This is a genomic window from Arenibacter echinorum (genome assembly GCF_003259375.1).
Classification (GTDB): domain Bacteria; phylum Bacteroidota; class Bacteroidia; order Flavobacteriales; family Flavobacteriaceae; genus Arenibacter; species Arenibacter echinorum.
In genome coordinates, this window is sequence record NZ_QLLN01000001.1 from 65031 (window position 1) to 84753 (window position 19723).

Here is a 19723-nt window from a genome sequence, read left to right on the forward strand (position 1 = left end):
CAGGACTTTTTTTTTGGATATAAGTTTCGAAAAGGAAGTGGAGTTACAAAAGAGTTTAGCGGTAAGTCTTTGACAGGCCGGAAGATAATATAAAAAAGGGTGAAATTAAAAATTGCAATACAAGGTATTAAGGGTTCTAACCATCATCAAGTGGCAAAGGATTATTTTGGCGATGATGTTACTTTCGTGGAATGTTCATCCTTCGATATTTTGGTAGACCATTTGCTAAATAAAACAGCGGATAAGGGGGTAATGGCCATAGAGAATTCCATCGCTGGGTCCATTATACCCAACTATGCCCTGGTCTTTCATAAAAACCTGCATATTATAGGCGAACAGTATTTAAATATACATCATAACCTGATGGCTTTAAAAGGTCAGACCATAGATGATATAAAGGAAGTCCGCTCCCATCCCATGGCACTGCTGCAGTGTAATGAATTTTTTAAAAATTATAAACACATTAAACTGGTGGAAGATGTGGATACTGCCGAGACAGCAAAAAGAATTCAGGAAAATCAATTAAAGGGAATAGCGGCTATTGCACCAAAAGTTGCTGCCGAATTGTATGATTTGGAAATTATACACTCGGAAATACAGACCATAAAAGACAATTCCACTAGGTTTATAATTGTCAAGACACAAAACAAGGCGCTGCCTCAGAATGAAATAAACAAAGCCTCTGTACGTTTTATAACGGACCATAAACGGGGAAGTCTCGCTGCTATATTGAATGTGATGAGCGATTGTAACTTGAACCTTACCAAGATTCAGTCTTTACCGGTAATAGAGATGCCTTGGAAATATTCATTTTTTGTGGATGTAACTTTTGAAAAGTACAAACATTTTGAAAAGGCAAAGGCTTTATTGGAAATTATGGCCGAAGAATTTAAAGTTTTGGGAGAATATAAAAATGCCAGAATAGTATGATTGCTGCAAATAGATTAAATACAGTTGAAGAATACTACTTCTCTAAAAAGCTTAGGGAAGTTAGGGGTTTAATGGCAGAAGGAAGGCCTATTATAAATATGGGTATCGGAAGTCCTGATTTGGAGCCGTCCATTGGGGTACAAGACGCTATTAAAGATGCGCTGAGCCATGATGGGGCGCATCAATATCAGAGTTATCAGGGCTTGCCCGAGCTAAGGCAGGCATTTGCATCATTTTATAAAAATAAATTTGGTGTAACTGTGGACCCCCAAACAGAAGTACTACCATTAATGGGGTCTAAAGAGGGGATTATGCATATTAGTCTGGCTTTTTTAAATCCCGGAGATGAGGTGTTGATTCCAAACCCTGGGTACCCTACATATACCTCGGTAACCAATTTGGTCGGGGCAGTGCCACGGTATTATGATTTGACCGGAAAAAATGGTTGGTTTCCAGATTTGGAAGAACTTAGTAAGCAAGACCTTGCAAAAGTGAAGTTGATGTGGACCAGTTATCCACATATGCCAACCGGTGCTACGGCGAATAGAGAGCAGTTAAAAAAGCTGGTTGCTTTTGCAAGGGAACATGATATTTTATTGGTAAACGATAATCCATATAGCTTTGTTCTAAATCAAGATCCAATAAGTATTTTGGAGATGGAGGGAGCCATGAATGTGGCCTTGGAATTAAATTCGTTGAGCAAGACCTTTAATATGGCAGGTTGGCGAGTTGGGATGGTTTTGGGAAACAGCGAACATATCAACGCCGTTTTAAAGGTAAAGAGCAATATGGATTCGGGTATGTTTTATGGCATACAAAAGGGAGCCATCGCTGCTTTAAATAGTAGCGAATCATGGTTTAGTGAATTAAATAAGGTGTATCATGAGCGTCGGGAGTTAATGTTTGTGCTGGCAGATAAGCTAAAATGTTCCTATGATAAAAATTCTGTAGGAATGTTCGTTTGGGCGAAATTGCCTGCTGGGGTTTCGTCCTCTGAAAAGTTTATTGATGAGGTGCTCTATGAGAAGAATATTTTTATTACTCCCGGAACTATTTTTGGTTCAAACGGAGAGGGGTATATTCGTTTTTCCTTGTGTGTTACGGCAGATAAGATAAAAGAAGCGATCAATAGGTTTTGAAAAATAATGTAAATGAAGATCAAGTTGTGTCCTACATATTGGTTAGGGGACGAGGTCTTTTTAAAGTTAATCGATAATAATTGAAATTACCAATTTTTAGTTGGATTATTGTAGGTGTTCCCGCATTTTGGAACTAATGTTAAGATAGTATGAATGTATTTGTAATCGGTATTGGATTAATCGGAGGGTCTCTGGCCAAGGATATTAAACGCAATAGGCCAGATTCCAAAATTTATGGTATAGATGTCAATGAGGGACATCTGGATGAGGCTTTGTCATTATCTTTGATCGATGAAAAGGCGGATTATAGTCAATTGCACCAGGCCGACTTCGTAATAGTTGGGATTCCAGTGGATGTTATGGTGCAGGAACTGCCAAAAATATTGGATGCCATTGATGACGATGCCGTAGTTATTGACGCGGGATCTACAAAGTCCCTCATCTGCAAGGTTGTGGAAAATCATCCCAAGAGAAGAAATTTCCTGGCTTGCCACCCTATTGCGGGAACAGAGTTTTCAGGTCCCTCTGCGGCTATAGAAGGTTTGTTTATGGGAAAGACCAATATCATTTGTGAAATAGAAAAAACCGCCTTTAAATTGCAGGAAAAAGCTTTGGAACTTTTTCAGCAATTGGGGATGCGTATACGCTATATGAATCCAGAGGCACATGATAAGCATATTGCCTACGTTTCACATTTGTCACATATAAGTTCCTTTATGCTGGGAAAGACTGTAATAGAGAAAGAAAGGAATGAACGTGATATTTTTGATATGGCGGGCAGTGGTTTCGAAAGCACTGTGCGATTGGCAAAGAGTTCGCCGGCCATGTGGACCCCAATTTTTAGGCAAAACAAGGAAAATGTAGTTGAAACCTTGGGAGAATATATACAAAATTTGAAAGAGTTTAAAGCAATGTTGATAGCCGATGATTATGAAGGCATCTATAATGAAATGAATAGTACAAATAAAATAAAGGAAATATTAAACGGAATACCACTTAACAAAAAATAGAGTATAGAAATGGAAAATTTAAAAGAAATGAGATCATGGTTGGACGATATGAAATTGGACCATCCGTTAGTAATTGCCGGGCCTTGTAGTGCGGAAACAGAGGAGCAAGTGCTTCGAATAGCCAATGAGTTAAAAGATACCGATGTAAATTACTTTCGTGCTGGTATCTGGAAACCAAGAACACGTCCTGGAATGTTTGAAGGGGTAGGAGCTTTAGGTTTAAAGTGGTTGCAAAAAGTTAAGGCTGAAACCGGAATGAAAACTTGTACAGAGGTAGCCAATGCTGCCCATGTGAAGTTGGCATTGGAGCATGACGTTGATTTATTGTGGATTGGTGCAAGATCAACCGTTAGTCCATTTATTATGCAAGAAATAGCGGATGCTCTTGAGGGAACAGATAAAATTGTTTTGGTGAAGAACCCCGTAAATCCTGATTTGGCTTTATGGCTTGGTGGAATTGAAAGATTATATACGGCCGGTGTTAAAAATTTAGGTGCTATACATAGAGGTTTCTCTACTTATGAAAAAACAAAATATAGAAATATCCCAGAATGGCAATTAGCTATTGAGTTTCAAAATAAATTTCCTGATTTGCCATTAATCAATGATCCTTCGCACATCACAGGAAACAGGGAAATGATTTTTGATGTTTCGCAGACTGCCTTGGATCTTAATTTTGATGGTCTTATGATTGAGACACATTACGATCCGGATAACGCATGGAGTGATGCCGCACAACAGGTAACTCCTGCCAAATTGATTCAGATTATGAGAGATTTGAAAATTAGAAAAGAGTCCGATTCGGAAGCGGAGTACACCAGTCAACTTAGTAATCTAAGAGCTCAAATAGATGTTCTTGATAGCCAGTTGATAGAAATGCTTGGTAAAAGAATGAAGATCTCTGATGGGATAGGGTCATTAAAGAAACAAAAAAATGTTGCTGTTTTGCAATCCAATAGATGGAATCAGATTTTAGGTGCCATGATTCTGGAAGGGGAAGCAAAGGGATTAAGTGAGGAATTTGTTTTAAAGATGTTTAAGGCAATTCACCAAGAATCCATAAATCACCAAGAGAAGATAATCAACTCATAAACTATTTTATTGGTATACCGTTAAAACCACGCCATTAGGCGTGGTTTTTTTTATGTTCAATGTTTCCTGTTCGCTAATGGGAATTATTTGTTGTGCCTCTTATTTGAAATAAGTGTGGATAAAGTTATAATGTTATCACGAATATTTGATAACGTTAATTGTTTGTATAATTTAGTGTAACAAATCTACTTTTGTACCATCTTTACCAAGTGAATGGAACTAATCGTTCAAAGTTTCCCCAAATGTTTAAATAAAAGTTTAATAAAAATATTCATGATAATGAAAAATGTTTTGGTAATTGGTTTTCTATGTCTATCGTTCATAGGGTTCTCCCAACGAATAGTTGATAAAGCCGTCGGTGATTTTAAAGAGGTAAAGGTTTATGATTTAATAGAGGTGAATCTTATTAAATCTAACGAGAATAAGGTTTTGGTAAAAGGTGATAATGTGGATGATATCCAGATTGTAAATAAAAATGGAGTCCTTAAAATAAAAATGGAACTGGATAAAAAGTTTCACGGGGAAAACACCTTTGTGGAGGTGTATTTTAAAAATATAGACCTAATTGACGGTAATGAAGGCGCAAGAATTACGGTCAACGAGACCTTAAGCCAAGAAAAGATAGAACTGAAGACTCAGGAAGGGGCTAAAATAAAAGTCGGACTGGATGTGCACCAATTGATCGTGCGATGCGTTACTGGTGGTACTGTTGAGGCTTCTGGAAAAACTATAAATCAAGAGGTTGTTTTAAATACGGGGGGAGTTTTTGAAGGAAAACCGCTTCTTAGTGAGAAAGCCAGTGTTAAGATAACGGCTGCCGGAGAGGCGGCAATGTTTGCTTCTGAGGAGATAGATATCAATATCAAAGCTGGTGGGGATGTGTACGTTTATGGAAACCCTAAAATGGTAAATAAGAATACATTTGCAGGTGGAAGGGTAAAAATTATGGATTAGTAAAGCATCTCCTTAAAATGGGTCTACAAAAAAACCCGGTCCAATAGGCCGGGTTCTTTTTTTTACTTTTAAGATTACTTCTTAAATATGTATCGGGTAATAAAAATACCCTGTCCATCGTCTTTACCACTATCACTTTCTACGGCGCTGGTAACAAAGGCCAATTCCCATCCTTCGGCCACCATGGCATTTATTTTAGATGATATCAAAGCGTCATTGGCAGCGATGTTCTGGAATCTAATTCCTCCAATATTGTAAAAATTTAGAAGTTTGGTTTCTTCAAAATTTTTAACCCTTATGTCCCCTCGGTCCGATTTATTTCTTGTATTGTCTTCCTCGGTTTGTTCACTAGTGAATTCTTTGTAATCCCTGTCTTCTGTAGCGCTAATGATGCGGGATCTTCCAATACCGCTGGGAACTATGGATTCGACACTGGTGATTACCTTAAATTGTTGTGCATTTACGTCCATAACGGCCGTAATTACTAAACAGGCAATGAGCATAAATTTTTTCATTTTTCGTGTTTTTTATGATTTATGATGGTTTAACAACGATGAATTTTAAAAGCTAGTATAAAACTAAAGTTGTTTCTTTGTAAACAAATATGTCAGAACTCTTTAATGGAAGGAACCGTATATAAATCTACTGGAAGTTGGTACACTGTAAGAACTGGGGAAGGTGCTTTCTACGAATGCCGTATCAAAGGGAAGTTTCGGCTCAAGGGAATAAAAAGCACCAATCCCGTCTCTGTAGGGGATGTGGTGGTATTTGAGGTGGATGGGCCTATAGAAAATGCCCAGGGTATCATCAATGAAATTAAGGACAGGAAGAATTATATTATTAGAAAGTCGGTAAACCTATCCAAACAAACCCATATTATTGCTGCTAATTTGGATCAGGTTTTCCTGATAGTTACCCTAAATAACCCACCCACTTTTACAAACTTTATAGATCGGTTTTTGGTGACCTCTGAGGCATACCACATTCCGGCTATTTTACTTTTTAATAAGATAGATACCTATAATGAAGAGGAACTTGATGAGATAAAGTATCTAGCAAACCTTTACAGGGAAATCGGATATACCTGTATCGGGATTTCTGCCAAAACTGGTAAAAATGTTGAGAAGGTAAAGGAATTGATGATTGGAAAGACAAGTATGTTTTCCGGACATTCCGGTGTAGGTAAATCAACCTTGGTAAATGCTATTGAGCCTCAATTGGACTTGAAGACCAAAAAAATATCTTCCCAGCATATGCAGGGGCAGCACACTACCACTTTCGCGGAAATGTTCGATTTGGAATGTGGGGCCAAGATTATCGACACCCCGGGAATAAAAGGATTTGGGATAGTAGATATGGCAAGGGAGGAAATAGGGGATTATTTTCCTGAATTTTTTAAATTGAAAGGCGAGTGCAAGTTTAATAATTGTCTGCATTTGGATGAACCCCATTGTGCAGTAAAGAAGGCGTTGGACAATAACGAAGTGGCTTGGAGCAGGTATAAAAGTTATGTGCAAATGTTGAGCGGGGAACAAGAGAATTATAGAATGGATATTTACGGGGAAAAGTAATGCGTGCAACAATACAAAGGGTAACCATTGCCAGTGTAACGGTGGATGAAGAATTAATTTCAAAAATTTCGAAAGGACTACTTATATTCTTGGGAATAGAGGATGCGGATACGCTGGAGGATATTAAGTGGCTTTCCAATAAAATTACAAACCTCAGGATTTTTAATGATGGGGATGGGGTCATGAATTTGTCCCTGCTTCAGGAGGAAGGAGAGGCCATGGTAATTAGTCAATTTACCTTACATGCATCCACAAAAAAAGGAAATAGGCCGAGTTATATAAAAGCCGCAAAGCCGGAGATTGCTATTCCCTTGTATGAAAGTTTTGTGGTCCAATTGGAAAAAGATCTTGGAAAAAAGGTTGCTACTGGAATTTTTGGAGCAGACATGAAAGTGGCGCTACTTAATGATGGACCGGTAACGATACAAATAGATACAAAAAATAAAGAATAATGAACATAGAAAACGCACAGGAAGCCGTAGACGAATGGATAAAGACCCATGGGGTTCGCTATTTCAACGAACTTACCAATATGGCCCAACTTACAGAGGAAGTAGGGGAGGTAGCTAGAATTATTGCCAGGCGTTATGGGGAGCAAAGCGAAAAGGAGTCGGACAAGGATAAGGATCTAGGGGAAGAATTGGCAGATGTTCTTTTTGTAGTGCTGTGTCTGGCCAATCAGACGGGAATAAATTTACAGGAGTCTTTTGATAAAAAATTGAACCTGAAGGCCAAACGTGATCATAATCGCCACCACAATAATAAAAAGCTGAAATAGTGCTATATTTGTAGCTTGTTTTTGTTTCTTCAAACCGAAACAAAAAATATTGTAAATACGTCTTAAAAATTCCATATAAATTGAAGCTATATTTATCCGCCCCTTCTGAAACCCTTATTAAATCAGATATAAAAATTACAGGATCCAAAAGTGAATCCAATAGGTTGTTGTTGCTACAGGCCTTATTTCCCTCTATAAAAATTGATAACCTTTCCAATTCCGATGATGCGGAGGTTATGCAAAAGGGGTTGCAGATTAGCAATGGTGTAGTAGATATTCACCATGCAGGTACTGCCATGCGTTTTTTAACCGCTTATTTTGCGTCACAGGAGAATAAAGAGGTTACCCTTACAGGATCCAAAAGAATGACGGAAAGGCCTATAAAAGTATTGGTAGAGGCATTGAGGAGTCTGGGTGCGGAAATAAGTTATATAAAGGATGAAGGGTATCCGCCTATTGCCATAAAAGGTAAAAAGTTGACAAAGCATAAAGTTAGTCTGCCTGCCGATATTAGTAGTCAGTATATTTCGGCTTTGTTATTAATAGCGCCAAGTCTGGAAAATGGGATAGAGTTGGAACTGGTTGGTAAAATAACATCGGTACCGTATATAAAAATGACCTTGGGTCTGCTTTCCCAAATTGGGGTAACGAGTTCCTTTCAAGGGAATACTATCAAGGTATCGCCAAAAAAGACAGTTGAACCTTCCACCCAAGTAGTGGAATCGGATTGGAGTTCCGCTTCCTATTTTTATAGTATAGTTGCACTTTGTGATATAGGTACGGAAATATCATTGTCCGCCTATAATAAGAATAGCCTTCAAGGGGATAGTGTCCTTAAGGAAATCTACAAGGCTTTTGGCGTAGAAACCAACTTTCAGGGCCATGATGTTGTTTTGAAAAAAATTGCTGCTCCTAATAATACCAACTTCAATTTAGACTTGGCAAATGCACCGGATATAGCACAGACTATTGCAGTAACTTGTTTAGGTTTGGGCGTGGGATGTCATATGACTGGTCTACATACCCTTAAAATTAAGGAAACCGATAGATTGGAAGCATTAAAGACGGAATTGACCAAGTTGGGTGCATCCATTTCCGTAACCGACAAAACTTTGACTCTGGAACCGTCCAAGGAAATAAAAAAGGAAATTGCTATTGATACCTATAACGATCACAGAATGGCCATGGCTTTTGCTCCCTTGGCGCTGAAAACTTCACTGTATGTCAATGATGCGGAAGTGGTATCCAAATCATATCCAGACTTTTGGGAGGATATGAAAAATCTGAAATTCAGGGTGCAGACCGTTTGATTTTTATTTAAATAGGGTTTTACTTGACATCGCCCCCTGCATCGTCGTATATTTGCAGCCGCTAAACATTAATCTAAAATTTAAGGAATATACTAAATGAAATTATCGCACTTCAATTTTGAACTTCCAAATGAATTATTGGCAGAGTATCCGGCAGAGAACAGAGATGAGTCCAAATTAATGGTAATTCATAGGGATACAGGTAAAATAGAGCACAAAATGTTCAAGGATCTTATTGACTATTTTGATGAGGGCGATGTAATGGTGCTTAATAATACCAAGGTTTTTCCTGCTAGATTATATGGTAATAAGGAAAAGACCGGTGCCAGAATCGAGGTATTTTTATTGCGGGAATTAAATGAGGAGCAACGTCTTTGGGATGTGTTGGTAGATCCAGCACGTAAAATAAGAATTGGTAACAAACTTTATTTTGGTGATGATGAAACTCTAGTGGCCGAGGTAATAGACAATACCACTTCTCGAGGAAGAACCTTGAGATTCCTTTATGATGGTTCCTATACCGATTTTAGAAGAAAATTAAAGGAATTGGGTGAAACTCCTTTGCCAAAATACATCAAGAGAAAGGTAGAGGCCGAAGACGAAAAAAGATATCAAACCATATATGCAAAGCACGAAGGTGCAGTAGCAGCACCTACCGCTGGTTTGCATTTTTCCAAGCATTTGTTGAAAAGATTGGAAATAAAGGGAATCGACTTTGCCGAGGTTACCCTACACGTAGGTCTGGGGACTTTTAATCCTGTTGAAGTAGAGGATCTTTCCAAACACAAGATGGATAGTGAGGAATTGATCATTGATGAAAAGGCAACTGAAATTGTGAATTCCGCCAAACTTAAGAAGCGTAGGATATGTGCTGTAGGTACTACTGCTATGAGGGCCTTGGAAAGTGCGGTATCTTCACAGCAGACCTTAAATACATTTGATGGTTGGACGAACAAGTTTGTTTTTCCTCCATACGAATTTAGTATTGCCACAGCCATGGTGACCAATTTTCACTTGCCAAAATCTACACTCTTGATGATGGTTTCGGCTTTTATGGGGCACGATTTGATGAAGAAGGCCTACAAGGAGGCAATTTTGGAAGGATATAAGTTTTATTCTTACGGGGATGCCATGTTGATAATATAAGTATCCAAAATAATACTAAGATCCCGTCAGTATAGCAGATAATTGTTGATTGACGGGATTTTTTTATAGAATCATTTATCTTTAAGAAGTGGAAGTTGCAAAAAACAAAAAGGATATAAGGGCATATACCAAGGAACAACTTAGGTTGTTCTTTGAAAGCCAGGGAGACAAGGCCTTTAGGGGTAACCAGGTCTATGAATGGTTGTGGCAAAAATCGGCCCATACCTTTGAGGATATGACCAATATTTCCAAGGAGACCAGGCAGATGTTGGAGGATAATTTTGTGATCAACCATATAAAGGTAGATCAAATGCAACGCAGTAGTGACGGAACCATTAAAAATGCAGTTCGCCTGCACGATGACCTTATTGTGGAATCTGTTTTAATTCCTACCAAAACAAGGACTACGGCCTGTGTGTCCAGTCAAGTGGGCTGTAGTTTGGATTGTAAATTTTGTGCTACTGCCCGACTAAAGCGGATGAGAAACCTAAATCCGGACGAGATTTATGATCAAGTGGTGGCTATTGACAATGAGAGTAGGCTGTATTTTGATCGCCCTTTGAGCAATATTGTTTTTATGGGCATGGGAGAGCCGTTGATGAATTACAACAATGTGATTAAGGCTATTGATAAGATAACCTCTCCGGAAGGATTGGGGATGTCTCCCAAGCGCATTACGGTATCTACTTCAGGCGTGCCCAAAATGATACGGAAAATGGCGGACGAGGAAGTGAAATTTAAATTGGCGGTTTCCTTGCATTCTGCGATAGATGAAATAAGGACTTCCATAATGCCCTTTAATGCAACCTTTACCCTGGCCGACTTACGGGAGGCACTTGAATATTGGTACCAAAAGACAAAAAGTAGGATTACCTATGAATACGTGGTTTGGGAAGGTATTAATGACACCCAAAGGGATGCGAATGCCTTGGTGGATTTCTGCAGGTTTGCCCCCTCCAAGGTTAACCTTATCGAGTATAACCCAATAGACGATGGGGATTTTCAACAAGCGAATAATGCCGCCATTGAAATGTATGTCAGGACTTTAGAGCAAAATGGCATTACGGTGACCGTAAGGCGTTCCAGGGGCAAGGATATTGATGCGGCCTGCGGACAGTTGGCCAATAAATCTTAGAGATTCTTGGTCCGGGGAAAGGCAACTTTGTCTTGTATCGATTCCTGTTGCAAATTCGCTGAAATCTATAATTTAGGGTTACATTACCATTTTTGGCTGTTAATTACTATGTTTTTTTACCTAATTTTACGCAACTGAACTAGCAATCCAAAACAGCCTAAATTATCCCTTGAAAATTGTATCCCAAATAAAGGAACCGATTAATCAGGAAATGGAACTTTTTGAAAAAAAGTTCTATGAATCCATGTCTTCCAAGGTTGCCTTATTAAATAGGATAACTTACTATATCGTTAATCGAAAAGGGAAACAGATGCGCCCAATGTTCGTCTTTCTTACTGCTAAACTGTTGAATAACGGGGAGGTAAACGAAAGGACATATAGGGGAGCATCGGTTATAGAATTGATACATACTGCTACCCTGGTCCACGACGACGTGGTAGACGACAGTAATAAACGTCGCGGTTTCTTCTCTGTAAATGCTTTATGGAAAAACAAAATTGCCGTTTTGGTAGGAGATTATCTACTTTCAAAAGGCCTTTTGTTGTCCATCGATAATGGGGATTTTGATCTTCTTAGGATTATTTCTGTCGCCGTGCGTGAAATGAGTGAGGGGGAATTGTTACAAATTGAGAAGGCGAGGCGCTTGGATATTACTGAGGAGGTGTATTATGATATTATTAGGCAGAAGACGGCAACTTTGATTGCTGCTTGCTGCAGCTTGGGAGCCTGTTCCGTTAAGCCGGATTCCCCGGATGTGGAAACTTTTAGGAAATTTGGCGAGCTAATTGGTATGGCCTTTCAAATAAAGGATGATCTGTTCGATTACGGGGAGGAAAGAATTGGCAAACCTACGGGGATAGATATTAAGGAGCAGAAAATGACCTTACCGTTGATATACGTACTTAATAAATGTTCCAAGACCGAAAAAAAATGGTTGATCAATTCTATTAAGAATTACAACAAGGATAAAAAACGGGTCAAGGAAGTTATCTCCTTTGTGAAAGATAACGGTGGTCTTGAATATGCCGTTAAAAAGATGCTGGCCTACAAGGAAGAAGCCTTGGCCTTGTTGGATACTTATCCGGATTCAGAATACAAGAGTTCACTGGTGCTAATGGTAAACTACGTGGTAGATCGTAAAAAGTAAATCTGTACTTCTTTAAATCAGTATAAAATCGGTTTAGGACGGCGCTTCGGTTTGTGATAATCGAAGTAATTTAGGTTTTTTGCTTTAAGCTTTTTCCAATTTCAATACTGTGTTGCATTTCTTCTGTAAATTCATCCTCGTAATAAGTTCTTTTACAGTGAGAGCAGCTTATGGTGGAGTTAGTGCCCACTCTAAAAAGGGAAATCCAGAAAAGGTGAAAATATGTGGTACTTGTTACTGCTGTTAAGGTGCCCTTGTTTTCGCAGTAGGGACAAGCCACATTTTGAAGTAATTTTGAAGTGGTTTTTCCCGGTTTGGTTCCTAGAAATAATATCATTTCCTATTTGTTTAAACTACTAAATGAAAATCGCAATTTAGCCAATATTTATTTTACAAGCATGGCTTTTCCTTTTTCCAAGAGGTCTTAAAGTACTATCTTTAGCCTGCTAAAAAATGTAAAGATTGATTTCAAAATCTACCATAGACAAAGTATATGAGGCTGCCCGTTTGGAGGAGGTAATCGGGGATTTTGTACAATTGAAAAAATCCGGTTCCAACTTTAAGGGCCTAAGTCCTTTTACCGATGAGCGCAGCCCTAGCTTCATGGTCTCCCCGGTAAAACAGATATGGAAGGATTTTAGTAGTGGAAAGGGAGGGAATGTTGTAGCCTTTTTAATGGAACACGAACATTTTTCCTATCCTGAGGCCATTAAATATTTGGCGAGAAAGTATAATATCGAAATTGAGGAAACAGAGCTGAGCACCGAACAAAAAGAGCAGACCAATGAACGGGAGAGTATGTATCTGGTTTCCGAATTTGCCCAAAAATATTTCTCGGAGGTCTTGTGGGAAAGGGAACAGGGTAAGGCCATTGGTTTAAGTTATTTTAAGGAACGCGGATTTACAGATGATACCATCAAGAAGTTTGATTTGGGCTATTGTTTGGATCAGTGGGATGGTTTTACCAAAGCGGCCCTCAACAAGGGGTATCAATTAGATTATTTGGAGAAAACGGGCCTTACTATTGTCAAGGACGATGCGGCCGACATGGATAACAAAAAGACCTTCGATCGGTTTAAAGGTCGTGTTATGTTTCCTATACATAGCATGAGCGGCAGGGTACTCGGTTTTGGAGGCAGAATATTGACGAATGATAAAAAGGCGGCCAAATACTTAAACTCCCCGGAAAGCGATATTTACCACAAAAGCAAGGTGCTGTATGGTATCTACTTTGCAAAACAGGCCATTGCCAAGGAAGACAATTGTTACCTGGTAGAAGGGTATACAGATGTTATTCAGATGTACCAACGAGGTATCCACAATGTAGTTTCTTCCAGTGGTACAGCTTTGACCTCAGATCAGATCAGATTGATCAATAGGCTCACCAAGAATATAACCGTTTTGTTCGATGGGGATGCGGCCGGATTACGGGCGTCCCTAAGGGGAATAGACCTTATTCTGGAGCAGGGAATGAACGTAAAGGTGTGTACCTTTCCGGAAGGGGAAGACCCGGATAGTTTTTCCAAGAACAATGACTACGAGGATGTGGTGCTCTATCTGCAGGAGAATTCCAAGGACTTTATTCAGTTCAAAGCTTCTTTGCTGGTAGAGGAAGCTGCCAACGACCCTATTAAAAGAGCGGATACGGTTCGGGATATTGTTAATAGTATCTCTAAAATTCCAGATAGGATACAGAAGGAAATCTACATACAGGAGTGCGCACAGATTATGAATATTTCCGAGGCGGTTTTGTTCAATACCTTGGCGCAGATCGGGAAAAAGGATGTATCGGATGCCAATAAACAGATAAAACAGAAGCAGCAGGCCTTTGATGTGGTCAAGAACGAACCATTAAGTCAGAAGGTAGATGTGCAATACGAACTGGAGCGTAAGATTATAGAGATGTTGCTGCTTTATGGGGATATGGAACAACAATTCGAGGATCTGGTTTTAAAGGAAAATGAAAAGGGCGATTTGGAACTGGAGCCGGAATCTTTGGAGACCAAAGTTTACGAAAAGATATATCTAGATTTACAAGACGATGAAATTGAGCTTGCCAATGAGCAGTTCAGAAATATTTATTATAGATTGATGGAAGACCTTAATGAGAAGGAAATTTTTTCCATTACCACCTTTATAGCAGATTTGGACCAAGAATTGGCCTCGGAAATTTCTTCTATCTTAATGGAGGAAGAAAAGTATGTTCTACACCGGTGGGAAGAAAAGGATATATATCCGAAGGACAAAAAAGTGGGGATTTCCCAGTTGGTGAGCGAAACAATTTTAACGCTGAGATGCTACTTGATTAAAAAGAGGATTGGATCCCTTCAGGAGAACACTTTAAATAATCATGATGGAAATATAGAAACCATGGAAGAGATTATGAACTATATACAGCTCAATGTGTTGTTGAACAAAAAGCTCAACAGGGTTCTTTCTTAGGACAGCTGAATAGGGTAAATAAAAAAAACTGAAGTCCTATTTGTCAGGAAATCAGTCTTTTTTATTTTTGATTGGTTATTATATCTAGTACAATTCCAAAGCTTTGGCCTGCTGCAATAAATCCACTAAGTTATCAACATTTAATTTACGCATTAAGCGCGCTTTATAGGTGCTGACCGTTTTTTCGTTGAGATCCAAGCCTTGTGCTACTTCCTTATTTCGCTTGCCACTGGCCAAGAGTTTAAGGACTTCTACTTCCCTTGTGGAAAGTTTTCTAAAGAACCTTCTTGGTTTTTGTGTGCCTTCATCAAAAGCTAGTCGTTGCGCCAATTCGTTGGTAATAAACATATTACCTTCGCTAACTTTTCGTATTGCACTTATAATGTAATCTATTTCCGATGTTTTGGATAAGTAACCAAAAGCTCCTGCACGGATGGTACTTAGAGCATAAACATCTTCAGATTGACCGCTATAGATCAAAACCCGTATGTTTGGGTATTCCTTTTTTATTTTTCTAAGGGTTGCAATGCCATTAATTTCGGGGATGTCCATTTCCAGAAGAATTACGTCCGGGGTAAAAAGTTCCAGCTTATTGAATAATTCCGTGGTGGTAGATGCATCGGCGATAACTTGAATATCAGAAACCGATTCCAAGACTTGTTTTACGCCCATCCGTACTATAGGATGATTATCAGCAATTAAAATTTTGATCATTTTAGGTTATTTTTCTAGATTTCAACATCAATAATCATGTCTAAAAATACTGACATGCAATGTAGGGTTAAAATATCTAATTCGATAAGCAAAGCTTCATTTTTTTATCCAAAACCGAAAATTTTCACGTGTTTTTTCGATTTAATCACTTGGTTCTTAGGTGAGAGGTTCATTTTAACGAATTTGGTATTTCACAAACAGGAATAGGAACCATCTTATGTTTGTTTGAGCGGTTAAATTTTTTGTATATCTGAAAAACCTCTTTTTGTCTATCAGAAAAATCCGTCTCCACTTTTCCTTCTTCCTCCATTTGCATGGCCCATTCCAATTCTGGATAGGATGCTCCTATTTGGTCTTCATCCGTTCTGTCATCACCCCATAGTCCATCTGTAGGTGCGGCCTTAATAATGTCCTCGTTAATGCCAAGGACCTTGGCAATTTCGTATACTTCGGTTTTGAGTAGATCGGCAATCGGACTTAAGTCTACACCTCCATCCCCATATTTAGTGTAGAAGCCTACACCGAAATCTTCCACCTTGTTCCCAGTACCGGCTACAAGCAGTTTATTTAAGGCAGCAAAATAATACAAAGTGGTCATTCTTAATCTGGCCCTGGTATTGGCCAATGACATAAACCTATCCTCTTCATTGTCAACAGCGGGTAGTGCATCCACCAAACTATCAAAAGTGGGCGTGAGGTTTACCTGTAGTCTTTCAACATTGGTATAGTTCTTTTTTAGCCATTTTATATGTTCGGATGCACGGGTAACTTGACTTTCGGCCTGGTGGATGGGCATTTCCAAACATAAAAGTTGTAGTCCTGTTCTAGCGCATAGGGTAGAGGTTACCGCGGAATCTATACCCCCGGAAATTCCGATTACAAATCCATTTATATTTGCTTTGTTGGCATATTCCTGTAACCATGTTACAATGTGGTCTATAACTTTTTCGGTCTGCATATGAACAATTTATAAGGTTTAAAAACTTAACTTTGCACGGTAAAAATAAAGCCTAGAGTTTAATATTTAAAACATTAACCGAATTACTTTAGAATGCGAAAGGCAATATTCCTTGTATTATTCCCAATTATTATTTTTTGCAGTTGTGATAACAGCGATAAATTGGCCGATGAGGTCGCTAAAATAAACGTAGATTTAAAGGTTTACAGATTTGATAGGGAATTTGTAGAGGCAAAACCAGTGGATATTCCCATTTTAAAACAAAAGTACCCCTATCTTTTTCCTGCCAATTATCCGGATAGCATTTGGGTGTCCAAATTGCAGGACACCCTACAATTGGAAGTTATGGAGGAAGTAGGAAAATCTTTCCCTGACTTTGAAAGTGAAAAGGAAGACATGGAGTGGTTGTTTAAGTATATAAAATATTACTTTCCTAATTATACCGTACCAAAGCTTGTTACAGTTACCTCGGAGGTAGATTATAACAATAGAATTATCCTAACGGATAGCTTGCTTCTTGTTGGTCTTGATAACTATTTGGGAAGTTCTCATAAATTTTATCAAGGTATTTCCAAATATATCGCTAACGACTTGGATAAACAATACATGACCCGCGATGTGGCCAGTGCATTTGCCAAGGCTGTTGTGGCACCACCGCGCGACCGTACTTTTTTATCGCAACTTATTTATTACGGAAAAGAACTGTATTTAATGCAGCAGCTTATGCCTCTAAAAAATGAAGCTGTTATTATAGGCTATGCGCCGGAGGAATTAGATTGGGCAACGGTCAACGAAGAGCAGGTTTGGCGCTATTTTATTGAACGCGAATTGTTGTACAGCACCAATAGTAAATTGGGACCGAGATTTTTGGATCCTGCTCCTTTCTCCAAGTTTGAATTGGAATTGGATAACGAGTCACCGGGTAAAATAGGGCGGTATATAGGTTGGGAAATAGTCAAGGCCTTTATGGATAACAATAATATTACTTTACAGGAAATGTTGATCCTACCTGAGGAAGAACTTTTCAAGAGATCGGGGTATAAGCCAAGAAAGCTGTAAAATTAGTACAAATCAAAAACAAAGCAATGGCAAAACTACATACATCAGAAATTACGTTACGGGTTGGATTAGACGAAAATAGGGTCCCTGAAGAACTATGGTGGTCTGCACAGGATGGGGGCATAGACAATGAAAAGGCCAAGGCAATGCTATTGTCCGTATGGGATAGTAAAAACCAGGAATCTTTAAAGATTGATCTCTGGACCAAGGATATGCCGGTAGATGAAATGAAAGTATTTTTTCATCAAACACTTGTTTCCTTGTCCGACACATTTATGAAGGCTACCCAAGATGAAAAAATGACGGCCACAATGAAGGATTTTTGCGATTATTTTGCGGAAAAATTGGAGTTAAAAAAATAGGGCCCATCCAAGCTACTTGACGATCTCGTTGTTTGTAGCACTATTCTTTTAAGTATTTTCGGTGTTTACCGACTAAGTTGCCAATGGCAATTCTTAATTTATAATGTTGGGCGGTATTAAAGATGAGCGACTTGTGTTTGTGTATAATGCCAATTCCGGTTTTGGCAATGCGCTTTTGGACAGCGTCCATAAAACTTTGGACCCAAAAACCTACAATTGTAATTTGTGTGCTATAACCTTTGGTTTTTTTTCTGAAAATAATAAATGGAAAAAATTTAGACAGGGTTCTGGTCTGGAAATGGAATTTCTTCATCGGGACGAGTTTAAAAAACGGTATCCGAACGAAAGACAAGGGAAGGAAACCTTTCCACTGGTCTTTATTTTAAAAGAGGGTAAGCTTCAAGAGTTTCTTCCGAAAGCGGAGATAAATGCCATGAAAAGCCAAGAAGATCTAATTTTGGCCATTCAGGAAAAGTTATCCTAGATCAAATTTAAGGTAAGCAGAAAGTAAATTTAGGTTAATGCTTTGAAGAAATTGGTATTTAAATCTTCAATAAAGCCAAGCAATTCTTCCTGGCCCATACCATTGGTAGAAGAGGTAACAAAATAATTGGGAGCCTCTTCCCAAATTCCATCCAATAACTCTTTGATATAGGCATTGACGTGGTTTTCTATGGCTTTTGGTTTCAATTTATCCGCTTTGGTGAAAATCATGCAAAACGGAATCTGGTTTTCTCCCATCCATTCCAAAAATTCCATGTCCACTTTTTGGGGTTCATGTCTTATATCGATCAAAACAAATGCACATACCAATTGCTGGCGTTCTATAAAATAGTCGGTGATATATTTTTGAAAGGTTTTTTTATCTTTTTTGGATACGCGGGCATAGCCATAACCGGGTAAATCCACCAAAAACCAGTTTTCGTTTATTTTAAAGTGATTAATAAGTTGCGTCTTTCCTGGTCTGCCTGATGTTTTGGCCAAACTTTTTTTTTGGGTGAGCATATTGATCAAGGAGGACTTTCCAACATTGGATCGACCAATAAATGCGTATTCCGGCAAATGGTCCTTTGGGCAATTTGCTACGTTGGAATTACTCATGACAAAGTCGGCCGACTTAATTTTCATTTGTTCGCTTTTAAAGGTTAAAGGTCTTGACCCTCGTTTATAAATTTCTTTTTTCCAACCAGGCGTCAAGGACAGTGTTGAATTCCTGTGGATGTTCCATCATTGGGGCATGTCCACACTTCTCGATCCAGAATAAGTCGGAATCTGGAAGCAGTGCATGGAATTCTTCTGCCACATTGGGTGGAGTTACACTATCGTTTTTACCCCATATGATACAGGTAGGGGTCAACATATGTGGCAAATCTTTGGACATATTATGTCTAATGGCACTTTTTGCAATGGCCAGAGTTTTTACCAGTTTAATTCGGTCGTTTACAGTAGCAAAGACTTCGTCTACAATTTCTTTGGTGGCCACTTCGGGATCATAAAATACGTCCTGAGCTTTTTTCTTTATAAATTCATAGTCACCACGCTTGGGATAACCATCTCCCATGGCACTTTCGTATAGTCCGGAACTACCTGTAATTACAAGTGCCTTTACCTTTTTTGGGTATAATTTGGTATGGAGCAGGCCAATATGTCCGCCCAGTGAATTGCCGAGAAGAATTACGTCTTTAAGCCCCTTATGCTCTATAAACCCTTCCAAAAATTTAGCAAAGCTCTTTACATTGGTCTTGAGCAATGGCATATCGTAAATAGGAAGCTCAGGTACCAATACCTTGTAACCTTTGGGTGGAAAATGATTCATAACCCCATGAAAATTACTCAATCCCCCCATAAGACCGTGTAATATTATAATAGGTGTTCCTTCACCCATTTCAATATATCGGTATTTTCCCTCTTTAATTATCTTTTTTTCCATTAAGGACAGCTTCTAATCTTAGTTGGCAAATATAGGCATTTCATTA

General features: G+C 38.7%; 22 protein-coding genes. 16 read left to right on the top strand and 6 right to left on the bottom strand.

All coding sequences use genetic code 11. The features are described from left to right. Positions 1-99: 99 nt before the first annotated feature. The 5 genes from LV92_RS00300 to LV92_RS00320 all read left to right on the top strand — a co-directional run bounded on the left by LV92_RS00300 (position 100) and on the right by LV92_RS00320 (position 5125). Positions 100-930 (top strand): prephenate dehydratase, encoded by an 831-nt coding sequence (locus LV92_RS00300; protein ID WP_111621702.1) that lies wholly within the window; start codon positions 100-102, stop codon positions 928-930. Continuing rightward, on the top strand, positions 927-2069 hold the full coding sequence (locus LV92_RS00305; RefSeq protein WP_111621703.1) for a pyridoxal phosphate-dependent aminotransferase: 1143 nt from the start codon (positions 927-929) through the stop codon (positions 2067-2069). The genes LV92_RS00300 and LV92_RS00305 overlap by 4 nt, the downstream gene beginning before the upstream one ends. Before the next feature lie 149 nt (positions 2070-2218). Further along, positions 2219-3079 (top strand): prephenate dehydrogenase, encoded by an 861-nt coding sequence (locus LV92_RS00310; RefSeq protein WP_111621704.1) that lies wholly within the window; start codon positions 2219-2221, stop codon positions 3077-3079. 9 nt (positions 3080-3088) lie between these two features. Continuing rightward, complete coding sequence (locus tag LV92_RS00315) at positions 3089-4171, top strand: bifunctional 3-deoxy-7-phosphoheptulonate synthase/chorismate mutase type II (RefSeq protein ID WP_111621705.1); 1083 nt, start codon at positions 3089-3091, stop codon at positions 4169-4171. 279 nt (positions 4172-4450) lie between these two features. Then, the gene (locus tag LV92_RS00320; RefSeq protein ID WP_111622302.1) at positions 4451-5125 is read left to right on the top strand and encodes a head GIN domain-containing protein; all 675 of its coding nucleotides are present in this window, start codon (positions 4451-4453) and stop codon (positions 5123-5125) included. Between the two features lie 74 nt (positions 5126-5199). Here LV92_RS00320 and LV92_RS00325 read toward each other — a convergent pair whose 3' ends face one another. Next, positions 5200-5640: a hypothetical protein gene (locus LV92_RS00325; protein WP_111621706.1), complete on the bottom strand. Its 441-nt coding sequence runs from the start codon at positions 5638-5640 to the stop codon at positions 5200-5202. 105 nt (positions 5641-5745) lie between these two features. Between LV92_RS00325 and rsgA the strand changes: the two genes are divergently transcribed. The 7 genes from rsgA to LV92_RS00360 all read left to right on the top strand — a co-directional run bounded on the left by rsgA (position 5746) and on the right by LV92_RS00360 (position 12212). Continuing rightward, on the top strand, positions 5746-6696 hold the full coding sequence (gene rsgA, locus LV92_RS00330; RefSeq protein WP_111621707.1) for a ribosome small subunit-dependent GTPase A: 951 nt from the start codon (positions 5746-5748) through the stop codon (positions 6694-6696). Beyond that, entirely contained in the window at positions 6696-7148 is a 453-nt protein-coding gene (gene dtd, locus LV92_RS00335; RefSeq protein WP_111621708.1) for a D-aminoacyl-tRNA deacylase, read from the top strand. The genes rsgA and dtd overlap by 1 nt, the downstream gene beginning before the upstream one ends. Next, on the top strand, positions 7148-7474 hold the full coding sequence (locus LV92_RS00340; RefSeq protein ID WP_031442618.1) for a nucleotide pyrophosphohydrolase: 327 nt from the start codon (positions 7148-7150) through the stop codon (positions 7472-7474). Before dtd ends, LV92_RS00340 begins: the two co-directional genes overlap by 1 nt. A gap of 80 nt (positions 7475-7554) precedes the next feature. After that, entirely contained in the window at positions 7555-8784 is a 1230-nt protein-coding gene (locus tag LV92_RS00345) for a 3-phosphoshikimate 1-carboxyvinyltransferase (protein ID WP_111621709.1), read from the top strand. 96 nt (positions 8785-8880) lie between these two features. Further along, positions 8881-9930 (top strand): tRNA preQ1(34) S-adenosylmethionine ribosyltransferase-isomerase QueA, encoded by a 1050-nt coding sequence (queA, locus tag LV92_RS00350; protein ID WP_111621710.1) that lies wholly within the window; start codon positions 8881-8883, stop codon positions 9928-9930. Positions 9931-10018: 88 nt separating this feature from the next. Continuing rightward, a complete protein-coding gene (gene rlmN / locus LV92_RS00355; protein WP_111621711.1) occupies positions 10019-11065 on the top strand; it encodes a 23S rRNA (adenine(2503)-C(2))-methyltransferase RlmN in 1047 nt (348 codons plus the stop codon). 169 nt (positions 11066-11234) lie between these two features. After that, positions 11235-12212, top strand: coding sequence for a polyprenyl synthetase family protein (locus LV92_RS00360; protein WP_111621712.1), 978 nt, complete (start codon positions 11235-11237; stop codon positions 12210-12212). A gap of 70 nt (positions 12213-12282) precedes the next feature. Here LV92_RS00360 and LV92_RS00365 read toward each other — a convergent pair whose 3' ends face one another. Continuing rightward, positions 12283-12549 (bottom strand): zinc-ribbon domain-containing protein, encoded by a 267-nt coding sequence (locus LV92_RS00365; RefSeq protein ID WP_111621713.1) that lies wholly within the window; start codon positions 12547-12549, stop codon positions 12283-12285. 125 nt (positions 12550-12674) lie between these two features. Between LV92_RS00365 and dnaG the strand changes: the two genes are divergently transcribed. Further along, positions 12675-14654: a DNA primase gene (gene dnaG / locus LV92_RS00370; RefSeq protein ID WP_111621714.1), complete on the top strand. Its 1980-nt coding sequence runs from the start codon at positions 12675-12677 to the stop codon at positions 14652-14654. A gap of 84 nt (positions 14655-14738) precedes the next feature. Here dnaG and LV92_RS00375 read toward each other — a convergent pair whose 3' ends face one another. Together LV92_RS00375 and nadE are read right to left on the bottom strand one after the other, a co-directional pair. After that, positions 14739-15368 carry a response regulator gene (locus tag LV92_RS00375; RefSeq protein WP_111621715.1) on the bottom strand — a complete coding sequence of 210 codons (630 nt, stop codon included), beginning with the start codon at positions 15366-15368 and terminating at the stop codon, positions 14739-14741. A gap of 169 nt (positions 15369-15537) precedes the next feature. Next, on the bottom strand, positions 15538-16326 hold the full coding sequence (gene nadE, locus LV92_RS00380) for an NAD(+) synthase (RefSeq protein WP_111621716.1): 789 nt from the start codon (positions 16324-16326) through the stop codon (positions 15538-15540). 93 nt (positions 16327-16419) lie between these two features. Here nadE and gldB point away from each other — a divergent pair, with 93 nt between their 5' ends. The 3 genes from gldB to LV92_RS00395 all read left to right on the top strand — a co-directional run bounded on the left by gldB (position 16420) and on the right by LV92_RS00395 (position 18231). Continuing rightward, positions 16420-17385 carry a gliding motility lipoprotein GldB gene (gene gldB, locus LV92_RS00385; protein ID WP_111621717.1) on the top strand — a complete coding sequence of 322 codons (966 nt, stop codon included), beginning with the start codon at positions 16420-16422 and terminating at the stop codon, positions 17383-17385. 26 nt (positions 17386-17411) lie between these two features. Then, positions 17412-17747: a gliding motility protein GldC gene (gene gldC, locus LV92_RS00390; RefSeq protein WP_031442628.1), complete on the top strand. Its 336-nt coding sequence runs from the start codon at positions 17412-17414 to the stop codon at positions 17745-17747. Positions 17748-17850: 103 nt separating this feature from the next. Next, positions 17851-18231: a GTPase gene (locus LV92_RS00395; RefSeq protein WP_111621718.1), complete on the top strand. Its 381-nt coding sequence runs from the start codon at positions 17851-17853 to the stop codon at positions 18229-18231. A 29-nt stretch (positions 18232-18260) separates the two neighbouring features. Here LV92_RS00395 and yihA read toward each other — a convergent pair whose 3' ends face one another. Further along, on the bottom strand, positions 18261-18875 hold the full coding sequence (gene yihA / locus LV92_RS00400) for a ribosome biogenesis GTP-binding protein YihA/YsxC (RefSeq protein WP_111621719.1): 615 nt from the start codon (positions 18873-18875) through the stop codon (positions 18261-18263). A 37-nt stretch (positions 18876-18912) separates the two neighbouring features. After that, positions 18913-19677, bottom strand: coding sequence for an alpha/beta fold hydrolase (locus LV92_RS00405; protein WP_111621720.1), 765 nt, complete (start codon positions 19675-19677; stop codon positions 18913-18915). Positions 19678-19723: the final 46 nt, after the last annotated feature.

What these genes read in the sequence shown, in the direction of transcription:
- LV92_RS00340 (WP_031442618.1), top strand. Translation starts at nt 7,148, where the DNA reads ATGAACATAGAAAACGCACAGGAAGCCGTAGACGAATGGATAAAGACC.
- LV92_RS00310 (WP_111621704.1), top strand. Translation starts at nt 2,219, where the DNA reads ATGAATGTATTTGTAATCGGTATTGGATTAATCGGAGGGTCTCTGGCC.
- yihA (WP_111621719.1), bottom strand. Translation starts at nt 18,875, where the DNA reads ATGAAAATTAAGTCGGCCGACTTTGTCATGAGTAATTCCAACGTAGCA.
- gldB (WP_111621717.1), top strand. Translation starts at nt 16,420, where the DNA reads ATGCGAAAGGCAATATTCCTTGTATTATTCCCAATTATTATTTTTTGC.
- LV92_RS00320 (WP_111622302.1), top strand. Translation starts at nt 4,451, where the DNA reads ATGAAAAATGTTTTGGTAATTGGTTTTCTATGTCTATCGTTCATAGGG.
- nadE (WP_111621716.1), bottom strand. Translation starts at nt 16,326, where the DNA reads ATGCAGACCGAAAAAGTTATAGACCACATTGTAACATGGTTACAGGAA.
- LV92_RS00405 (WP_111621720.1), bottom strand. Translation starts at nt 19,677, where the DNA reads ATGGAAAAAAAGATAATTAAAGAGGGAAAATACCGATATATTGAAATG.
- queA (WP_111621710.1), top strand. Translation starts at nt 8,881, where the DNA reads ATGAAATTATCGCACTTCAATTTTGAACTTCCAAATGAATTATTGGCA.
- LV92_RS00365 (WP_111621713.1), bottom strand. Translation starts at nt 12,549, where the DNA reads ATGATATTATTTCTAGGAACCAAACCGGGAAAAACCACTTCAAAATTA.
- LV92_RS00375 (WP_111621715.1), bottom strand. Translation starts at nt 15,368, where the DNA reads ATGATCAAAATTTTAATTGCTGATAATCATCCTATAGTACGGATGGGC.
- LV92_RS00395 (WP_111621718.1), top strand. Translation starts at nt 17,851, where the DNA reads ATGTTGGGCGGTATTAAAGATGAGCGACTTGTGTTTGTGTATAATGCC.
- LV92_RS00315 (WP_111621705.1), top strand. Translation starts at nt 3,089, where the DNA reads ATGGAAAATTTAAAAGAAATGAGATCATGGTTGGACGATATGAAATTG.
- rsgA (WP_111621707.1), top strand. Translation starts at nt 5,746, where the DNA reads ATGGAAGGAACCGTATATAAATCTACTGGAAGTTGGTACACTGTAAGA.
- gldC (WP_031442628.1), top strand. Translation starts at nt 17,412, where the DNA reads ATGGCAAAACTACATACATCAGAAATTACGTTACGGGTTGGATTAGAC.
- dtd (WP_111621708.1), top strand. Translation starts at nt 6,696, where the DNA reads ATGCGTGCAACAATACAAAGGGTAACCATTGCCAGTGTAACGGTGGAT.
- LV92_RS00325 (WP_111621706.1), bottom strand. Translation starts at nt 5,640, where the DNA reads ATGAAAAAATTTATGCTCATTGCCTGTTTAGTAATTACGGCCGTTATG.
- LV92_RS00305 (WP_111621703.1), top strand. Translation starts at nt 927, where the DNA reads ATGATTGCTGCAAATAGATTAAATACAGTTGAAGAATACTACTTCTCT.